The 17,273-nt window shown below is 60.2% G+C and carries 16 protein-coding genes and 1 pseudogene; 7 read left to right on the top strand and 10 right to left on the bottom strand.

The features are described 5' to 3' along the window. Positions 1-95 precede the first annotated feature (95 nt). Positions 96-335, top strand: a pseudogene (locus G9X68_RS20145) (substrate-binding domain-containing protein); the annotation flags it as partial. 30 nt (positions 336-365) lie between these two features. Here the strand turns inward: G9X68_RS20145 and G9X68_RS20140 are convergent. The 8 genes from G9X68_RS20140 to G9X68_RS20105 form a co-directional block, all read right to left on the bottom strand. Next, a complete protein-coding gene (locus G9X68_RS20140) occupies positions 366-1,331 on the bottom strand; it encodes an ROK family protein (protein ID WP_171603885.1) in 966 nt (321 codons plus the stop codon). A gap of 116 nt (positions 1,332-1,447) precedes the next feature. After that, a complete protein-coding gene (locus G9X68_RS20135) occupies positions 1,448-2,149 on the bottom strand; it encodes a ribulose-phosphate 3-epimerase (RefSeq protein ID WP_171603884.1) in 702 nt (233 codons plus the stop codon). Between the two features lie 4 nt (positions 2,150-2,153). Next, positions 2,154-2,963 (bottom strand): alpha/beta fold hydrolase, encoded by an 810-nt coding sequence (locus tag G9X68_RS20130; RefSeq protein ID WP_171603883.1) that lies wholly within the window; start codon positions 2,961-2,963, stop codon positions 2,154-2,156. Next, positions 2,960-3,805, bottom strand: coding sequence for a sugar phosphate isomerase/epimerase family protein (locus G9X68_RS20125; RefSeq protein WP_171603882.1), 846 nt, complete (start codon positions 3,803-3,805; stop codon positions 2,960-2,962). The genes G9X68_RS20130 and G9X68_RS20125 overlap by 4 nt, the downstream gene beginning before the upstream one ends. Continuing rightward, positions 3,805-4,881, bottom strand: a complete 1,077-nt coding sequence (locus G9X68_RS20120) for a Gfo/Idh/MocA family protein (protein ID WP_171603881.1) — start codon at positions 4,879-4,881, stop codon at positions 3,805-3,807. Before G9X68_RS20120 ends, G9X68_RS20125 begins: the two co-directional genes overlap by 1 nt. 133 nt (positions 4,882-5,014) lie before the next feature. Then, on the bottom strand, positions 5,015-6,160 hold the full coding sequence (locus G9X68_RS20115; protein WP_168308413.1) for an ABC transporter ATP-binding protein: 1,146 nt from the start codon (positions 6,158-6,160) through the stop codon (positions 5,015-5,017). Between the two features lie 329 nt (positions 6,161-6,489). Then, positions 6,490-7,431 (bottom strand): PfkB family carbohydrate kinase, encoded by a 942-nt coding sequence (locus G9X68_RS20110; protein ID WP_171603880.1) that lies wholly within the window; start codon positions 7,429-7,431, stop codon positions 6,490-6,492. Positions 7,432-7,434: 3 nt separating this feature from the next. Further along, positions 7,435-8,235 (bottom strand): beta/alpha barrel domain-containing protein, encoded by an 801-nt coding sequence (locus tag G9X68_RS20105; RefSeq protein ID WP_017956604.1) that lies wholly within the window; start codon positions 8,233-8,235, stop codon positions 7,435-7,437. Positions 8,236-8,477: 242 nt separating this feature from the next. On the opposite strand from G9X68_RS20105, the gene G9X68_RS20100 reads away from it, so the two are divergent. Further along, complete coding sequence (locus G9X68_RS20100) at positions 8,478-9,239, top strand: DeoR/GlpR family DNA-binding transcription regulator (protein ID WP_171603879.1); 762 nt, start codon at positions 8,478-8,480, stop codon at positions 9,237-9,239. Between the two features lie 92 nt (positions 9,240-9,331). Here G9X68_RS20100 and G9X68_RS20095 read toward each other — a convergent pair whose 3' ends face one another. After that, positions 9,332-10,150, bottom strand: a complete 819-nt coding sequence (locus G9X68_RS20095) for a sugar phosphate isomerase/epimerase family protein (RefSeq protein WP_171603878.1) — start codon at positions 10,148-10,150, stop codon at positions 9,332-9,334. Between the two features lie 283 nt (positions 10,151-10,433). On the opposite strand from G9X68_RS20095, the gene G9X68_RS20090 reads away from it, so the two are divergent. Both G9X68_RS20090 and G9X68_RS20085 read left to right on the top strand, forming a co-directional pair. Then, positions 10,434-11,582, top strand: coding sequence for a Gfo/Idh/MocA family protein (locus G9X68_RS20090; RefSeq protein ID WP_171603877.1), 1,149 nt, complete (start codon positions 10,434-10,436; stop codon positions 11,580-11,582). Beyond that, positions 11,579-12,514 (top strand): alpha/beta hydrolase, encoded by a 936-nt coding sequence (locus tag G9X68_RS20085; RefSeq protein ID WP_171603876.1) that lies wholly within the window; start codon positions 11,579-11,581, stop codon positions 12,512-12,514. The genes G9X68_RS20090 and G9X68_RS20085 overlap by 4 nt, the downstream gene beginning before the upstream one ends. Positions 12,515-12,534: 20 nt before the next feature. Here G9X68_RS20085 and G9X68_RS20080 read toward each other — a convergent pair whose 3' ends face one another. Then, on the bottom strand, positions 12,535-13,569 hold the full coding sequence (locus G9X68_RS20080; protein WP_171603875.1) for a LacI family DNA-binding transcriptional regulator: 1,035 nt from the start codon (positions 13,567-13,569) through the stop codon (positions 12,535-12,537). A gap of 572 nt (positions 13,570-14,141) precedes the next feature. Here G9X68_RS20080 and G9X68_RS20075 point away from each other — a divergent pair. From G9X68_RS20075 to G9X68_RS20065, 3 genes are all read left to right on the top strand, one after another. Continuing rightward, positions 14,142-15,389 (top strand): ABC transporter substrate-binding protein, encoded by a 1,248-nt coding sequence (locus G9X68_RS20075; protein WP_171603874.1) that lies wholly within the window; start codon positions 14,142-14,144, stop codon positions 15,387-15,389. An 88-nt stretch (positions 15,390-15,477) separates the two neighbouring features. Further along, on the top strand, positions 15,478-16,416 hold the full coding sequence (locus tag G9X68_RS20070; protein WP_164049153.1) for a carbohydrate ABC transporter permease: 939 nt from the start codon (positions 15,478-15,480) through the stop codon (positions 16,414-16,416). 3 nt (positions 16,417-16,419) lie between these two features. Continuing rightward, complete coding sequence (locus G9X68_RS20065) at positions 16,420-17,265, top strand: carbohydrate ABC transporter permease (RefSeq protein WP_171603873.1); 846 nt, start codon at positions 16,420-16,422, stop codon at positions 17,263-17,265. Positions 17,266-17,273: the final 8 nt, after the last annotated feature.

Below are 17,273 nucleotides of genomic sequence, written 5' to 3'. Positions count from 1 at the left end.
CAACGTCCGCACACCGGCTATTGGCGTCTCTATCCTATCGGTGGCCTCCGAAAGGGAACAGGCCGAGTTGTCAGCGTGGCAGGGGAACAGCGCTTACGCTTGGGATGACGGTGGGTCAAGATGTGTCGGTTATCGCCCATGACGACGTTTTCCCTTATCTGACGGCAGAAAACATGGTGCCGTCGCTCTCGACAACACGATCGTCCATGCGTGCCGCGGGCACGCGCTGCGCGGAGCTGACGCTACAGCTTATCGCTGGACGTGCCGTGGATGAGGTCCACGAATTGTGGCCAGTCGAACTGATCCTGAGGGAAAGTACCGCCCCGCCGCCCTGACGGAGAGCAACCTCTCGATACGGAAAGGCTCTAAAGCTGATCGATCGCAGGTACCTTGCCGCTCAGAAACGCCAGAGCCGCTGCGCCGACGAGGCCCGAGTTCTGATCCAATGCTGCCAGCATCACCTTGACATCCTTGAATGCCGGCATTGCCCATTGCGTGATGTAGTCTTGAATGCCGGGCTGCAGTCGATCGAATTCGTGAGAAAGCCCTCCTCCCATGACGATGATATCGGGACTGAAGATATGGATCAGGCTGGTGAAGCCGCGACCGAGAATTTCCGCTTCCTCGTCAATCAGTTGATTTGCCAGACGATCGCCATTTCTGGCGGCCGCGAAAACGCTGCGGCTGTCGATGGCGCGGCCATCGCTGCCTATCGCCGTCCCGTTGGATTGCATCGCCCTCATCTGGGCGCGGCGCGCAAAAGCCGTTCCGGATCCGTAGGCCTCGAAACAACCCCTGTTGCCGCAGGGGCAAAGCTCTCCGTTCGGCACGACCGACATGTGCCCGATATGGGCTGCCATGCCCTTGCGGCCGCGCACCACGCGACCGTCCGAAACAACGCCACCGCCAATGCCGGTGCTCACGGTGACATAGACCAGGTTATCAAATCCCTTGCCAATTCCGAACTGCCACTCGCCAATGGCAGCGGCAATAGCATCGTTCTCGAGGTTGACCGGAAACGGAAACCGCTTCTGCAATTCCGCCTTCAGCGGAAAATCGACAAAGCCGGAGAGGGTCGGGATATTCGAGGCGACGCCGGCGACCGTATCGAGTGGACCCGGAGCGGATACGCCGACGCCCGCCACAGAAGCGGGGTTCGATGCCGCAAGCAGTCCATCTGTCAGGCCGCAGATTTGGTCGAGCACCCGGTCAGGCCCTGCCAGCGCATCCGTTGGTTCGGCTGCACGCGCCAGAATCCGGCCCTGCTCGTCGACGAGGGCAGCGCGCACCTGCGTCCCACCGAGGTCGATTCCAATGGCAATCTGCTGCATGTGAAGACCATGAGTTAGAGCAATTCCAGGAAAAGTGCGAAGCGGTTTTCCGTCCGGAATTGCGTAAAAACAAAAGGATAGAGCGGTTCTGCGCTTCCGTGAAAAGCTGAACCGCTCTAGAGTGCGCGGAGCCATGCCATCCGCTCGTCGAGCGATGGCGCATCGAAAGCCAGGGACCCGAGAACGACCGTCTCCGCACCCGACTGATGCAGAAGAGGCACGGTGTGCTCGCGAATACCGCCGTCGGCCGCAAGCACAATCCGATGCGCCGCCCCCCAGTCGGCGATGATCTGCTTGGCCTGTTGCAGCCGGGCGCCGGCCTTTGCGTCGAGGCCCTGGCCCTTCACACCGATCGCCGTGCCGAGCAATGTCACGAAACTCAGCCGGGAAACGTATCTTTCGACCCGCTCGACAGGGGTATCGACCTTCAACACCATGCCGGCTGCGACACCGCGGCGATCGAGAAGATCAAGAGCCTCGGCGGCGACACTTTCGTTTTCAACATGGAGACTGATCAGGTCGCTGCCGGCATCGGCGAACTGCTCGATCTGCGACAGGAGGATGCTGTCGGCGACCATCAGATGAACATGGATCGGGCGCGAGGACACTTTGCGCACACCGGCAACAAGATCGGGGAAAAACAACATTGCCGGTGCGAAGTGGCCATCGGCGACATCGATGTGGAGAATGTCGACGTAAGGATCGATGCGTGCCAGATCGTCCGCCAGACGTACGAGATCGGCCGACCAGACGGAGAATTCGGCAATCAGGCGGTCTTTCGGAAGACCGGCGATCCAGGTCTTGGAGGGGGTCGTCATTGTTTCAGAGCTCCTTCAGAAAATTGCCCATGGCAAGCCGGAAGTCGGCGACGTATTGCGGGCGGCTCTCGGTCTTCGATGTGATCTGCACGAAGCGCGCGCCGGCAATCCGCTCGGCAAGAGCATGCGCGTAGGCGAAAGGATGAATGCTGTCCCGATCATGGCCGATAACAAGTGTCGGCAAGGTGAGATTGCCGACCTCCTCGTCGGTCACATCAGGACCGTCATTTGAGATCCTGGTGAGCAGTTCGGCGGTCACATCCAAAGGAGAGCGGGAGAAAAAGCCGGCGAGCGAGGCCAGATTGTCCGGCGCCTCGGCGGCGAGCCGCACGCCAACCGGCCCGGCAAGGAACGCGGCCTTTGCCTCATCCTGCGGCAGGGTTTTCAGAAGCCGCCCGACTTCGGCGTTGGGTGCCATATTCTCCGGCGCGGATGCCGTCACCCAGGCCGGCCTTGCGATGATCAGAGCCTTGGCAAGATCGGGCCGCTTGACCGCGAGACGCAAGGCAATCGCCGCACCCATCGAGATGCCGCCGATCACGATCGGCAATGCCAGGTTTTTCTCGATATAGGCGGCGATATCATCGCAGAAGGTCGCGATCGACAGTTGCCCCAGTTTGCCGGCTTGGGAATGGCCGTGGCCGCGCGCTTCGATCGTGACCCGGCGAAAACCCGCGTCGAGCGGAAAGACTTCATCGGTCTGCGCCGCGTCTCCGCATAGGCCGTGCTGGAATATGACGGACGCGCCCTCACCCGCCATATCAACATTGAGAATGGTCCCGTCGCTGGTTTCGAACGGTTGCACCCGTCTCATCTTCCTGCCCCCGCAGAATTACCGTCGAGGCTATTCTTCAGGAAGGCCGCCACACCGGCCGCCTCGGAGGCCGAAAGGCCATGCGCGACGAGACTGCCGTTAAAGCCGATCGCCTTGAGACGGCCGAGATAGTGCCGATAGTCGAGGACGCCCTTGCCGGCGGTCGCGAAACCACCGTCGGGCTTGCGGTCTTTCGCATGCGCCATGACGATCCGATCGGCCAAAAGGTCGATCGCGGAAGAGACGATGCTGCGCTGCTCATCCAGCGTCGCGACCTCGAAGAGATTGGCCGGATCGAGCACGATCTTGATGCGGGGGCTCTTCAGCGCCGTGATCAGCCGATAAGCTTTCTCAGCCGAGTTGACGACATTGGCAAGCTCGGGCTCGACGCCGAGATCGACATCGTAGCGCTCGGCGATCTCGATGGCCGCCCCCATCGCTTCGAGGAGGTCCCGCCACGCCTCCGGCGTACTGTTGTCGGCGTGGGCCTTCCACTGGTCGATGGGGTCGCGTGTGCCAGTGCAGAGCGTGATCAGGGCGGTCGACATGCCGGCGCTGCGTTCGGCCAAAGTCACGAGGTTGCGAAGGCCGGCCTCGCGAACGGCAGGATCCGGGTGGATCATGTTGAAGGTGCCGGAAACGGCAACGATCTCGACGCCGCTCGCGCGCGCCGCTTCGGCAACCGAGCGGGCCTGGGCTTCCGTGATGATCTCCGGCATCGGCGAAAGGCCCGAGCAGGCCATATTATATTGGGCGCAGGTGAACCCGGCGCCAGCGACCGAGTGGAGAACGGTTGCGGGTTCCGCTCCCTCGAAGGTCTTTGCGAAAATGCCGAGCTTCATCACACGCCACCCGTGACGTCGGATAGCGCAACCGCCTTGCCGCTTTCGACGGAGCGTGCAACCGCGACCATGGCCTGGACGGATGCCAGGCCATCATCGATATCGGCGCCTTCCATCACGGCGCCATCCAGAATGGTGCGCGCGAAGCCTTCGACCTGACGGCGATAGAAATGGCCGTCGGCACCGAGCACGCGATGGGTCGCGCCGTCCGCTTCCCGGAAAATGTCCACCTCGCTGGTCTTGTAGTACCACGGGTTATAGGTCTTGCCCAAAATGCTGCCGTTCTTGCCATAGATCTGAAAGCCTTCGTGCCAGTCCATGCGCACCTGGACGGTGAGATCGAGATGGCCGAGCGTGCCGGTGGCAAATTCCACGTCCACGAACCAGCACCAGATACCCGCTCGCTCGGACAGGCGAGCGCTGACGGAAACGATGTCGCCGGCGAAATAACGTGCGGTGTCGATCAGATGGCAACCATGCGCAAGCATATAGTAGCGCCGCAGGTCGGCTTTCGGATTGGCGGAGGGTTTCCGCGCATTGGCGCTGGTGACGATCAGCGGCTGCACGGCATCGGTCATCGGATACCGGTGCGTGCTGTCGCAATACCATGCTTTCAGAGCGACCATCTCGCCCATTTCATCGCGGATGAAGGATTTGGCGGCCTGGAGCCCCGCGTCGAAACGCTTCATATGCCCGACCTGAAACACCTTTCCGGACTTGTCGACTGCGGCCTTCAGCTCAAGGCATTCCTCGATGGTGACGCCGACCGGTTTTTCGCAGAGGACATGTTTGCCCGCCTGAAGGGCGCGAAGGGAAGCCGGGACGTGAAAGGCATCGGCCGTCGCGATGACCACGGCATCGAGATTGGGATCGGCCAGCATCTTGTCGTAGTCGCCATAGGTTTTTTCCGCCCCGTGGGTGATGGCCATGCGTTCGCGGAGATCCTCGGCGACGTCGCAAATCGCATAGAGGTCGGCATTGGCTGCCTTCGTACAGCTCTCGAAGTGCGCCGCCTGGGCAATCTGGCCCGCTCCCAATACGCCGATGCGGAGACGTCGTTCCTGTTTTGCTGGCATCGATAAGCCCTTTGGATCGGATATTGAAGATGAATGCTGGTTTCGGCGTCGGATGGAATGCTTTCAAAACATCGAACGTCGCCGACGTCGTCTGGCCGGACCGCCACCGTCGTGTCGGCTCTCCCTCGTCACTTCACAGCGCCATGTGCGTTTGAGGATTGAAAAAGTGAAATTTCGCCGGGTCGATGGCCAGATCGATCGATTGGCCCGTCTCGACCGTGCTGACGGCTTCGAACCGCGCGACGGCGTTGGCGGCACCGCTCAGGTCCTCGACGGCATCGGGGTCGCCCGAGTCGATCCGGACCGCGTCGATCTTCAAATGCACGATCAACTCGGAGCCGAGTTCCTCGATCGACTTCACGATAACCGGGATCGTCGGATGGGAGGCTCCTGACGGCAACCGACTGTCGTAGAGGTCCTCGGGCCTGACCCCAAAGATCACGTCCCTTCCCTCGAAAGCAGATAGACCGGGATTGCGCTCGAAGGCGCCGTCGGACAGGGGAATGGAGAAGCCCGACAGATGGATCCGCCCGCTCGCCAGACGCCCCTCGAAAAGGTTCATCGACGGCGAACCGATAAAGCCCGCGACAAAGGCATTGACCGGGCGGTGATACAGAGCCTTGGGCGTATCCACCTGCTGAAGCACGCCGCCCTTCAGCACCGCGACCCGATCGCCCATGGTCAACGCTTCGGTCTGGTCGTGCGTCACGTAGATCGTCGTCACGCCCAGCTGTCTCTGCAGGCTGGCGATCTCCGCCCGCATCTGAACACGCAGCTTCGCATCAAGGTTCGAGAGCGGTTCATCCATGAGAAATGCCGCGGGCTCGCGGACCATGGCGCGGCCCATCGCAACACGCTGGCGCTGGCCGCCGGAAAGCTGTGCGGGCTTGTTGCCCAGCAAGGGCTCCAGCTGCAGAATCTTGGCGATCTCATGCACACGCTTGGTGCGTTCGGCCTTGTTCTTTCCGGCCAGCTTCATCGAAAAGGCAATGTTGTCGAAGACGGTCATGTGCGGATAAAGCGCGTAGCTTTGAAAGACCATGGCAATGTCCCGGTCCTTGGGCGCGAGATCCACGACGTCCTGACCGCCGATGCTCAATGTTCCGCTGCTGATTTCCTCGAGCCCGGCAATCATGCGCAGAGCGGTCGATTTTCCGCATCCGGACGGGCCGACCAGAATCAGAAACTCGCCATCATGGATCGTCAGGCTCAGATCCTTGATCGCATGGTAGCTGTTTCCATAGGTCTTGCAGATTTTGTCGAGTACAACCACAGCCACGTCTCGTCCTCCCGTACCAGTCCGGATCACATCTTCAAACGGCGCTCCCCGCCGTCTCGGATCCTTTCGACAAGAAGGCTCAGGACTGAGCTTCAAAGTCAACAAAAGAATCGAGGATAACAGGCCATAGATCACCAGCCGAAATTATTATCTATTTGAGAAATATAACTCTTTTCTGATAAATTAAAAATCAATTGCGGAATTATATTTTTTATCGCGCGTAACTTTTGTTGTCGAAGTCACAGCTGTTGAATGCGATTCAATGACACGTCACCGTGAGACTCTACCCGTGCGGCCGACCGGCGCCAGCACCCATCGCCGCCCCGCGCTCATTTTTGGCATCCCGGCATCGGGAGCGGCGCAGGCGCATTTTCCGCCGCCATCCACGCCATGCACGTCTGGTGATCTGGCAGGCCTCTGCGCCCTCCCCGTGCGGTCACGGAAATGGCGGCCGCCGCCGTGGCATAGGCAATGCAATCAAGCGGGCTCTTACCCCTAGCGAGGGCAAGGGCGTAGGCACCGTGAAAACAATCCCCGGCGCCGGTCGTGTCGACCGCCTGAACCTGATAGGCCGGCACATGCCACCGGGTGACATCGCCTTTCTGGCGGAGGTAAGTCCCTCGTTCGCCGTCGGTGAGGACAACCGCGGACCGATCCTTTGACCAGAGCCTGTCCAGGATCATCCTGGGATCACCCTCGCCGGTGTATTCCTGCCCGAAGGCGAGCGGCAGCACCAGATGGTCCGCGAAAGCCAGGATCCGGTCGGTCGCGGAACCGACCGTCCATTCGATATCGGCAATCACGGCCAGGCCCAAGGCGCGTGCGCGCGCTACGACACTTTCGGAGTGCGTGGCATAGCCGTCGATCAGCAGTACCGGGGCCTTCATCAAAACGTCGTCGGGCAGCGCATCCGACGTGCCGTGCAGCACATCGTCGTCATAAGCGATGAACCGGTCGCCGTCGGGGCCGACCGTGATCACGGAGCGGATCGGCGCGGCATCCGCGTGGCGGGGAGCCAGCGATATGTCGACGCCGTCCCGCTCGAGTTCGCTGCCCGCCACATCGGCCGTTGGCTTATCGCCGAGCCAGCCAATGAAGCCGGCCTGACCGCCGAGCCGGGCGACGGCAACAAGGGCTGTCGCCACGTTGCCGCCATGGTCCGTGGCACGCTTCGTCACTCTCCCCTTGCCGGCCGTCAGCCCCCGATCGACATAGATGATGTCATCGATTGCCAGAGCGCCGAAGCCCAGAACCTGGAAAGGGCGCGACACGTCTCAAGCACCGGCCGCCGCCAGCGCATCCTCCGGCGCCATCCCGTTGTGAATGACGAACTTGAAGGCGCGCGCGGCCATGGTGGTATCGCCGTGACCCCAAAGGTTGCGACCGACGACCGCGCCCTTGGCTCCAGCACGCAATGCTTCCGAGGTCTGGACGAGCGCTCCGAGCAGCGTATCGGTCTTCGGGCCGCCTGCGATCACGACTGGAATCGGGCAGGTCGCGACCGTCTCGCGGAAGGATTCGAAATCGCCGGTATAGCCGACCTTGATAACGTCGACGCCAGCCTCGAAGCCGATGCGCACCGCATAGGCAATCTCATCCGGCGTGAATACGATCTTGCCGCCGTCGGAGAAATCACGGGGATAGACATGGGCGACGACCGGCATCTCGAAGCGGGCGGCGGCGTTGACCGTATCGGTGAGCCAGCGAATGTACTCTCCTTCGGTGGCACCGCGCACGGGAATGGCGACAGCCAGTGCGTCCGCACCATAACGCACTGCGTCTTCCGGGGTCGCAATGAGCTGGCGAATGCGGTCGTCGGCGGTAAAGCAACCGCCCTGGATGACCAGCGCTGCCTTTCCGGCATATTCCGACCAGAGGTGGCGCGCCGCGCCGGGCTGGATACTGATGTAGTCAGGCCCTCCCGCCATGACGCGTCTGAGCGCACCCGGCAGGTCGGCAAGCCCGCCCTCACGCACATTGCCATAACCGACAAAATGATCGACGGCGCCGCCGAACAGATGACCCGATGGGTTCGAGAACAGGCGTGCGAGGCGGACTTTGGTTCCGAGACCCATGGCGATACTTCCTTTGTGATGGCAGCCTTTGCGATTGCTGGCGCCGATGCTGGCAAAACCCTAACTCGAAAACAAACAAATATTCAATATTTCGATTTCTTTCGTTTTCACATGAATGATGAATTTTTGACGTGCATTTTTGTCATCGAAGGGCTATTTCTGCAGCAATAGACGTGGAAAGAGCCGGCGAACTTTCGTTTTTCAAAAGTCGCAGTGTTGCAAATAACAGCTCGGGATCACACATGCTTGCAGAACAGAGGCGGCAGCAGATCATGCTGGAACTTCAACGGGTCGGCCAGGCACGCACCCGCCAGCTCGCGGAATTATTCGAAGTCTCGGAAGTAACGATCCGCTCCGACCTTGAAATCATGGACGCCAAGAAGCAGCTGATCAAAACACATGGCGGGGCGATCGCCCTGCCGTCCGACTCGCCGGCGGCGGCCTTCGAGGAACGCATGCAGCGCAATTTCGATGCGAAGCGACGCATCGCCCAGATGGCTGCGCGACAGATCATCGACAATCAGTCGATCGTCTTCGACAGCGGTTCGACCCTGTTGCAGGTGGCCATGCAGATGCCCCCGGTCAACAACGTCGTGGTTGCGACAACGGCGATGAACATCGCCCAGCATCTGATGTACCGGCCGGGGCTCGACGTGCACATGATCGGCGGTCGCGTATTTCCCAGCACCGTGAGCACGATCGTACAGGATTCCGACAAGGCGGTCGGCGGCCTCGTCGCCCACCAGGCCTTTGTCGGCGCCCACGCGATCGATCAGGCCTTCGACGTCGTCGATGTCTCCGAGGACATCGCCCGGACCAAGCGCAACCTGGTTCGCATGGCCCGGCGTGTCGTCCTCGTGGCGGATTCGAGCAAATTTGACATCGGCGCCTCCTCCAAAGCCTTCTCGCTGTCGCGCGTCGACCTGATCATCACTGACAGCAACATGCCGCACAGCATTCGCCACCGGCTGGACAAGCTGGGCGTGGAGGTTCGCTACGCGTGACCTGCAGTCCACCTCTCCAATTTACAAGAGAGACAGGAGAGGCTTTGGCGTCGACGCATGGCTTTGGCCGACGCCAGGGAATACGAGCTGGGCTAAAATCCCAGACCACGAAGCGTCTCGCGGTTCGCGCGAACGGCCGCAGCAGGATCGGTTGCGGCATGGTCCGATTCTTCCTCGACCACGATCCAGCCGATAAAGTTCGGCGCATCCCGAACGGCCGAAATCACGGCAGGCACGTCGCAGACGCCTTCGCCCAGCATCGCCCAGATCCCGCCGGCGTCGACATCCTTCAGATGCACGTAGCGGATACGGTCCCGGTAGACTGCCAACGTATCGCCAATCTGCTGGCCGCCACGCAGGATATGGCCGGTATCCGGCACCCAGCCTACCTGCGGGTCCAAGAGAGCAAACAGACGGTCATAGTCGTTCCGGGTAAAGAGCAGCGTGTTGTGGTGCGAGGAAGGATGGACAGCTACAGTGACGCCAGCCGACTGTCCGATCTCGGTCGCACGATTATAGCACTCGGCCGCAATGGCGAACTTCTCATCGCGCGGACCATCCGAGACAACCGTCGCCGACCCCATCGAGACCATCGCACCGGGAAAGTTCGCCGCGAAATCGACCCATCGCCGCGCCGTGTCGAGATCGGCGGCAATCTTTTCCGCCACCGTGAAGCCGCTGGGGGAGCCGAAGGCAAAGGAAACCAACGCCAAGCCGGCATCCGTCAGCGTACGGGCAAAGGCGGCGGGCTTGAGCGCGTAGTGACCGATCATCGTGTCGGTGATTTCGATACCGGCATATCCGCCATCGGCAATGGCGCGCACCAGATCGTCCGGACCGCCGCCCCAATCTGTCCCCAGCATCTCCCAGGTGAATGTCTGGCAACCGATCTGCAGCTCAGCATTTTTCATATCTTGGTCCTGACCTATTCGTTGATCGCAGCCGATACCGAAGCCGTAAGCTTCCGCGCACGCAATCCTCGCGCGTTTCACCCCGCGTCTGCCGAAAGCCCCTTCCGCCGAGAGGCGGATCGAAAACGGAAACGGCGAGCTCTTCATCGGGGATTGCGATCCCAGCGTCTTGTCTTTACGTACGGTCAAATGTTACCGTGCGTCAATATATTTTATTCCCTGCGCTTAAAGCGTTACGCACCCTCAACTCTCCGCAGCCGCAACGGCAAAATCAGGTTCTTAGATGGCACAGACCAATGATATGAAACTCAGGATCGGCGTTGTGGGATGCGGCAATATTTCGCTTGCCTATATGCGCAACGCGCCGCTGTTTTGCGGCGTCGAAATCACCGCCTGTGCCGATCTCAACGCCGACGCCGCCAAGCGTCGCGCGGCGGAGTTCAATTTGCACGCGGCGGACGTCGACAGCCTCATTGACGATAAGAACATCGACCTCGTCCTCAACCTGACGATCCCGGCCGCACATTTTGACGTTTCGATGCGGGCTCTATCGGCAGGCAAGCATGTCTTCACGGAGAAGCCGCTCGGCGTCACGGCCGCAGAAGGACGCGGCTTGGTGGATGCCGCCGCCGCCAAGGGCCTCATGCTCGGCTCGGCGCCAGACACGTTCCTGGGCGCGGCCGGACGCCATGCCCGGCGGCAGATGGAAGCCGGCGCCATCGGCAAGCCGGTGACCGGGACAGCCTTCATGATGGGGCGTGGCATGGAACACTGGCATCCGGATCCCAGCTTTTATTACCAGGCCGGCGCAGGCCCACTCATGGATATGGGGCCTTATTATCTCACGATGATGGTCAATCTGATGGGGCCGATCCGCCGTGTGCAGGCCGTCGCCACAAGCGGGCAGGAAGAGCGGCTCATCACCGCCGAAGGGCCGAAACAGGGCACCACGTTCAAGGTCGGCACGCCGACCAGCGTGCTGTCGCTGCTGGAATTCCATTGCGGCGCCACGGTCACCTTCGGCACCTCCTGGGACGTATTCCGCCATTCCAACCACCCCATTGAACTCCACGGCACCGAAGGCTCGCTCCGCTTGCCCGACCCCGACAATTTCGGCGGCTCCATCGCGCTCTCCAGCCGTGGCGCTCCCTGGCAGGAAACCGATACATCAGGCGAACTCTTCGGCGCCGTCAATTGGCCGATCGCAGCGCCTGATCGTGCCAACTATCGCATGCTTGGTCTTGCCGATCTCGCACGCGCAATCATAGAAGGCCGTGAGCCGCGCGCTTCAGGCGATCTGGCGCTGCACGTGCTCGAAGTCATGGAAGCGATCCTGCGTGCCGGCGAAACCGGTATCGCGCAGACCATTTCGGGTACCGTCGCGCAGCCGATGGAATTGCGGGAAGACGAAGCGAGGAGCTTGCTGGCATGACACAACTGGATGAATCCGCCAAACGCGCGCTTGCATGGCCGGGCGATCCGGAAACGCCGGTCGAAAGCTGCACGCCGGCGCTGGCGCGGCAGCAATATCTGGATAGTTTCGCAGAGATCCAGCGGCCGCTCGAGGACGTCGCCGAGATCCTGGAAAGGCATGCCGGCGCCATCAGGTTGAAAATATGGCGCGGACGGGCCGCGCCGCGCCAGGGCGCACCGGCCTTGCTTTATCTCCATGGTGGCGGCTTTGTGATCGGAGCGCCGGAAACCCACGAGGATATCTGCCGGACGCTTGCCAATATGGCAGGCGCCGTCGTGGTTTCGCCCGACTATCGCCTGGCCCCGGAACATCCCTTTCCCGCTGCCATTGACGACTGTGCCGCCGCACTCGTCTGGATGACAGAGCAGGCTGATGCGCTCGGCATCGATCCCTTGCGGATTGTCGTCGCTGGCGATAGCGCCGGCGGCAATCTGGCCGCCGTCGTCGCCCTGCTGGCGCGGGACGGGCAGGTGCCGCCTGTCATCGGACAGGTGCTGATCTACCCGGTGACCGACCAGTTGCAGACGACCGACAGCTATTCACGTTACGAAGAGGATTTCGGCCTGACGGCAGCCGCGATGAAATGGTTCCGAGACCACTATCTGCCGGACGCCGCGAGCCGGTCGGACTGGCGAGCCTCACCGCTTAATGTAGCGTCGCTGGCGGGCGTGGCGCCGGCCCTCGTGATCCTTGCCGGACATGACGTGCTGTTCGACGAAGGGGCCGCCTATGCCGAGCGGCTCAGCACCGAGGCGAAGGCAACGACCCGGACCTGGCCCGGACAGATCCATGGCTTCGTATCGAAGAGGCAAGCCATTCCGGAGGGGCAAGAGGCCCTCGAAGCCATGGCAACGGCATGGCGCGCCATGGACCCAGCGCTTGCCCGTTGACGCGGAAACCCGTGCCGCCCTCAAGCCGACTCGCGCATAACCAGCGTTGCCTCGAGGATTACCTTGTTCGTCACAGGGGTCGTTCCGTCATCCTCGCTCTCCATATGCGCCAGCAAAAGCTCCACGGATTTTGCGGCGATCTCGGGCGCGTTCTGGGCCATCGTCGTCAGCGACGGACAGGTATATCGGCTGAGCGGGTGATCGTCGTGCCCGGCGATGCGTACATCGCACCCCTCGCTACGGCCGATTTTCAGTCCCGAAGCGAATGCAGCTGCCATCGCGCCGAAAGCGAAGCGGTCGTTGGCGCATAGCAGCGTTTTGCCCGGAAGACTGCCATTCGCAAGAATTCTCTGCATCTGCTCGTATCCGAGACGCTCGAATTCCCAGGAAGGCGGCGCGTCGCAATCGATGACCAACGGGGAATGCCCTTCCCTCGCCATCGTCGCGCGGTAGCCCGCCTGCCGCTCGCCGGCATTTTCGGTCATATGCGGAATTTCCAGGAAGATCGGCGGCTCACCGGACCGGCAGAGATATTGCACAATGGCTGCCATGCTTTGCGCATTGTCGTTACCGACATAAGGAAGGTCGGCGTCGGCAGGATTGTCGAAGCAGACGACGGGTATGGCATCCCTCAGCCTTTCCAGCGCGGAACGGCGCGAACCGGCTCCGAGCGGCGCCACGATCGCACCCGCGACCTTCAGCGAGAGCAAGGTCCGAACGGCCTCCGCCTCCAGCTCCGGCCGCGTGTGCGAAGAAATCTGGACAGGCCAGAATCCCTTTTCACGCAACTCCAGCTCGATCAGCGACACGACCTGCACATAAAAGGGATCCGACATGGTCGGGACCAGAATCCCGATATTCCTGGTCCGCTTGCGATTGAGATGCCGCGCGAACAGGTTCGGCTCGAAATGCGACTTCTTGAGAGCCGCCTCGATACGCTTGCGGGTCACCTCCTTGATCTGCGAGGGATCATCGAAATATTTCGACAAGGTCGGACGCGATACGCCGGAGGCGCTCGCGAAGTCGTCCATCGATTTATAACTTTTCTTGGCCATTCAATTCCTTATTGGCGGGACGACGACAACTGATCGGGAACGATTTCGCACAACGGCAGATCCGCCGACGCGCCAAATCACGCATTCGGCAATTGTACAGGTGAGCTTCGTTTTCCGGAATCGTCGAGAATCAACGCATAACCGGCGTGATCCGTCATTTTTGTGCAGGCTCTGCCCTCCTTTCGAAAATCGAAATATTCCCTCCATTTGTGACTTGTGCCGTTTGCGCCGCGCGGTTGCAAAAGGCGCTTGTTTCAGCACCTAAAATTCGAAAATCTGCAATGAAGAAGCCGGGTGCCACGCTTTTTCATTTTATTGGGTAAACTTTCATTTGTTTACGAAAGTAAAGAAAAAATGCGTCACAAGCAATACAAATGCTGCAGAAAAACACTGATGATGTCAATCAATTTTATGATTTTTTATCAATGATTTAACGCAGCACGCGCCGTGAATGCCGGCCTCCCATCTTTTCCTGATCGCAGTTCTTCATTGACAGATAGGGGCTTCAGGGAACCTACTTTGCCTACGATCTTGAGGAGGATCGATTAACTGACAATCTTTGGGAGGCACAAATGAATATCAGAAAATTCGGCGTGACGATGCGGGCTGCCGTGGCGGTATGGGCGCTCTGCGCCACATCGGCGTTTGCCGACACCACCATCGAGTTCATTCAATGGTGGGAACCCGAAATGCCGTCGGGCGCTCTGCGCAGCATCATGAACGATTTCGAAGCCAAAAACCCCGGCATCAAGGTGACGCTGGTCAGCGGTCCCTATGCCACAACGCGTGACCAGATCGTCGTCGGCGCAGCCTCCGGAACGCTGAGCGACGTGGTGGGCCTCGATGGTGCGTGGGTAAACGGGCTCTCCAAGCAGGGCGCAATCGCCTCCATGGACGAACTGATGGAGAAGGCGAAATACGACAAGAGCCAGATCACCGATATCGTCAAGATCGATGGCAAGAGCGTGATGTTCCCGCTGGCATCCTTCGTCTACCCGGTCTTCATCAACCTGGATATCGCCAAGGCCGCCGGCGTCGACAAGCTGCCGGCCACGCGCACGGAATTTGCCAAAGCCGCGAAGAAAATGACCGACGCCTCGAAGAACCAGTACGGCTGGGTCCTGCCGCTATCGCTGCAGTCTCCGAGCGGAATCCAGAACGACGTCATGTCCTGGGTCTGGGCCTCCGGCGCCTCGATGCTGAAGGACGGCAAACCTGACCTCGAAAATGAAGCCGTCGTCGGCACGCTCGACTATATCGCTTCTCTCAACAAGGAAGGCGTTATTTCTCCCGGCATTTTTGCCAAGAAGGAACAGGACAAGGTCGAGGAATTCGTCAATGGCCGCGTCGGAATGATGGTGGATTCCCTCGCCCATGTGAACCTCATCCGCGAGCGTAATCCGAAGCTCAATTTCGGCATCTCCGCCTTGCCGGCCACTGATGGCTACACCGGCAAGCGCGGCATGCCCTATGCGTCCTGGGGCATCGGCATCAGCGAGGGCAGCCAGCACAAGGAAGAAGCCTGGAAGCTCGTCGAATACCTGATGAGCCCTGACGTCAACGGCCGTCTCGTCTCGATTGCCAATGCCTTCCCCGGCAACGTCCATGCCAAGCCGGACTTCGTGGCCTCGGACCCGATCTTCGCGGAAGCCTTCAAAATCTTCCAGAGCGGTTATCCGGCGAACGAATTCGTCGGCCTTCCGGTTGCCGAAGAGCTGATGCGCGACATGAACGTCGAAGTTCAGAAGATGTTCGACGGCGGGCAGTCAGCCAAGGAGGCAGCTGCCAATACTGAGAAGGCTTGGCTGGCGAAGTTCTAAGCACGCCGCTTTCACGGATCACCGGCAGCGCAACCATGCGCTGCCGGTGCAAGTCGTCAAATCTCGGCAGAATGGAAAGTCACAGCTCATGAATCATTCGGCTACGGCTCTGGTCGCCGCGCAAGCCAAAGCGCGAAGAAAAGGATGGCTTCGTTACAGCACCTTGAGGAAGCTGGTGCCGTATTTCTACGTTTCGCCGGCGACACTGCTGCTTGTTCTGCTGATGCTGTTTCCTATGGTGATGGTCTTCAAATATTCACTGATGGACGGCGCCATCATGAAAAAGGACGCTGCCTTCGCGGGCGTCCAGAATTACATGACCATCTTCGAGAATCCGGTCTTCTGGCAGTCGGTCGTGCAGACGCTTTATTTCACGATCATGAGCGTCATCTTCCACTTCATCATCGGCCTGGCCTTCGCGCTGCTGTTGAACACCAACCGCGTCGATCCGCTCATTCGCAGCATCCTGCGCGTGCTCTTCATCCTGCCCTGGCTGTTCACGGCCGTCATCATCGCCATCATCTGGCGCCTGCTGCTCGACCCGAACGGCGTCGTCAACAGCGTGCTGATGGCGCTCCATATCATCAACTTCAAGGTCGAGTGGTTCTCCTCGACACGCACGGCCATCCACGCTTTGACCTTCGCAAACATCTGGGCGGGCTATCCGCTCTACATGGTCAGCCTGCTCGCCGGCCTCCAGGGTATATCGAAGGAGCTTTACGAGGCAGCCGGTATCGATGGCGCGAACGAAGTCCAAAAGTTCTGGTACATCACCATTCCGCAGCTGATGCCGATCATCATCAGCATCGCGCTCCTCGACTTCATCTGGACGATGCAGGTTTTTCCACTCGTATGGATGACGACGGGCGGCGGCCCGATCTATTCGACGGAGGTGCTCTCCACCTTCACCTACAAACTCGCCTTCTCCCAGTACGAATTCTCGCTGGCTTCGGCGAGCGCAATGATCATCCTCATCATCTCGATGAGCGTCACCTACTTCTACATCAAACACCAGCAGCGCAGGTGATCCATGGCAAAGCGTTCCTTCAAGAGCTCGGTATTGCCGACCATCCTGACCTATCTCGGCCTGGCGATCGGCCTCGTCTTTTCGACCTTTCCGATCGTGTGGATGTTTTTCAGTTCGCTGAAATCGAATACGGAAATCTTCGCCCTTCCGCCGCGGCTGTTGCCGGATGATTTTACGGTGGCCGCCTATCTGACGATCTTCAACGATCCCGTGAAAGTGCGCTTCTTCATCAACAGTTACTTCGTCGCCGGCGTCGTCACCGCCCTGACCCTGATTGTCGCGATCGTAACCGCCTACGGCTTCAGCCGCTACCAGTTCCGGTTCAAGAACACCTTGAACATCTTCATCATCAGCACCCAGACCGTTCCGCCGATCACCCTTCTCATCCCCTATTTCGGAATGGTGGTCGCCTTCAGGATTTTCGATACCTATCTGGCGCTGATCCTCACCTACATGGTCTTCACACTGCCTTACGCCGTCCTGCTGATGACAGGCTACCTCAACACTCTGCCGAAAGAGCTGGATGAGGCCGTCCTTGTCGACGGCGGTTCAAGCTGGACGGCGCTTTGGCGCGTCATCGTTCCCGTTTCCATCCCCGGGATCGTCGCCACCGCGGTCTACACCTTCCTGCTGGCCTGGAACGAATTCCTCTTTGCGCTGACGCTGACAAAATCGATGGACCTCCGGACGGTTCCGATCGGCATTCAGCTTCTGATGGGCCAGCACGCCTTCGAATGGAACGAGATGATGGCGATGAGCGTGCTCGGTTCCCTTCCCCTTCTGGTCCTTTACCTGGTTGCCCAACGCTATTTCCTGGCGGGCATGACCGCCGGCTCGGTCAAGAGCTGATGGAGCGC

Origin of the sequence: Rhizobium changzhiense, assembly GCF_013087625.1 — a bacterium.
Classification (GTDB): Bacteria; Pseudomonadota; Alphaproteobacteria; order Rhizobiales; family Rhizobiaceae; genus Rhizobium; species Rhizobium sophorae.
This window is presented reverse-complemented; position numbering and strand designations above follow the sequence as displayed.

What these genes read in the sequence shown, in the direction of transcription:
- G9X68_RS20140 (WP_171603885.1), bottom strand. Translation starts at nt 1,331, where the DNA reads ATGCAGCAGATTGCCATTGGAATCGACCTCGGTGGGACGCAGGTGCGC.
- G9X68_RS20135 (WP_171603884.1), bottom strand. Translation starts at nt 2,149, where the DNA reads ATGACGACCCCCTCCAAGACCTGGATCGCCGGTCTTCCGAAAGACCGC.
- G9X68_RS20130 (WP_171603883.1), bottom strand. Translation starts at nt 2,963, where the DNA reads ATGAGACGGGTGCAACCGTTCGAAACCAGCGACGGGACCATTCTCAAT.
- G9X68_RS20125 (WP_171603882.1), bottom strand. Translation starts at nt 3,805, where the DNA reads ATGAAGCTCGGCATTTTCGCAAAGACCTTCGAGGGAGCGGAACCCGCA.
- G9X68_RS20120 (WP_171603881.1), bottom strand. Translation starts at nt 4,881, where the DNA reads ATGCCAGCAAAACAGGAACGACGTCTCCGCATCGGCGTATTGGGAGCG.
- G9X68_RS20105 (WP_017956604.1), bottom strand. Translation starts at nt 8,235, where the DNA reads ATGGGTCTCGGAACCAAAGTCCGCCTCGCACGCCTGTTCTCGAACCCA.
- G9X68_RS20100 (WP_171603879.1), top strand. Translation starts at nt 8,478, where the DNA reads ATGCTTGCAGAACAGAGGCGGCAGCAGATCATGCTGGAACTTCAACGG.
- G9X68_RS20095 (WP_171603878.1), bottom strand. Translation starts at nt 10,150, where the DNA reads ATGAAAAATGCTGAGCTGCAGATCGGTTGCCAGACATTCACCTGGGAG.
- G9X68_RS20090 (WP_171603877.1), top strand. Translation starts at nt 10,434, where the DNA reads ATGGCACAGACCAATGATATGAAACTCAGGATCGGCGTTGTGGGATGC.
- G9X68_RS20085 (WP_171603876.1), top strand. Translation starts at nt 11,579, where the DNA reads ATGACACAACTGGATGAATCCGCCAAACGCGCGCTTGCATGGCCGGGC.
- G9X68_RS20080 (WP_171603875.1), bottom strand. Translation starts at nt 13,569, where the DNA reads ATGGCCAAGAAAAGTTATAAATCGATGGACGACTTCGCGAGCGCCTCC.
- G9X68_RS20075 (WP_171603874.1), top strand. Translation starts at nt 14,142, where the DNA reads ATGAATATCAGAAAATTCGGCGTGACGATGCGGGCTGCCGTGGCGGTA.
- G9X68_RS20070 (WP_164049153.1), top strand. Translation starts at nt 15,478, where the DNA reads ATGAATCATTCGGCTACGGCTCTGGTCGCCGCGCAAGCCAAAGCGCGA.
- G9X68_RS20065 (WP_171603873.1), top strand. Translation starts at nt 16,420, where the DNA reads ATGGCAAAGCGTTCCTTCAAGAGCTCGGTATTGCCGACCATCCTGACC.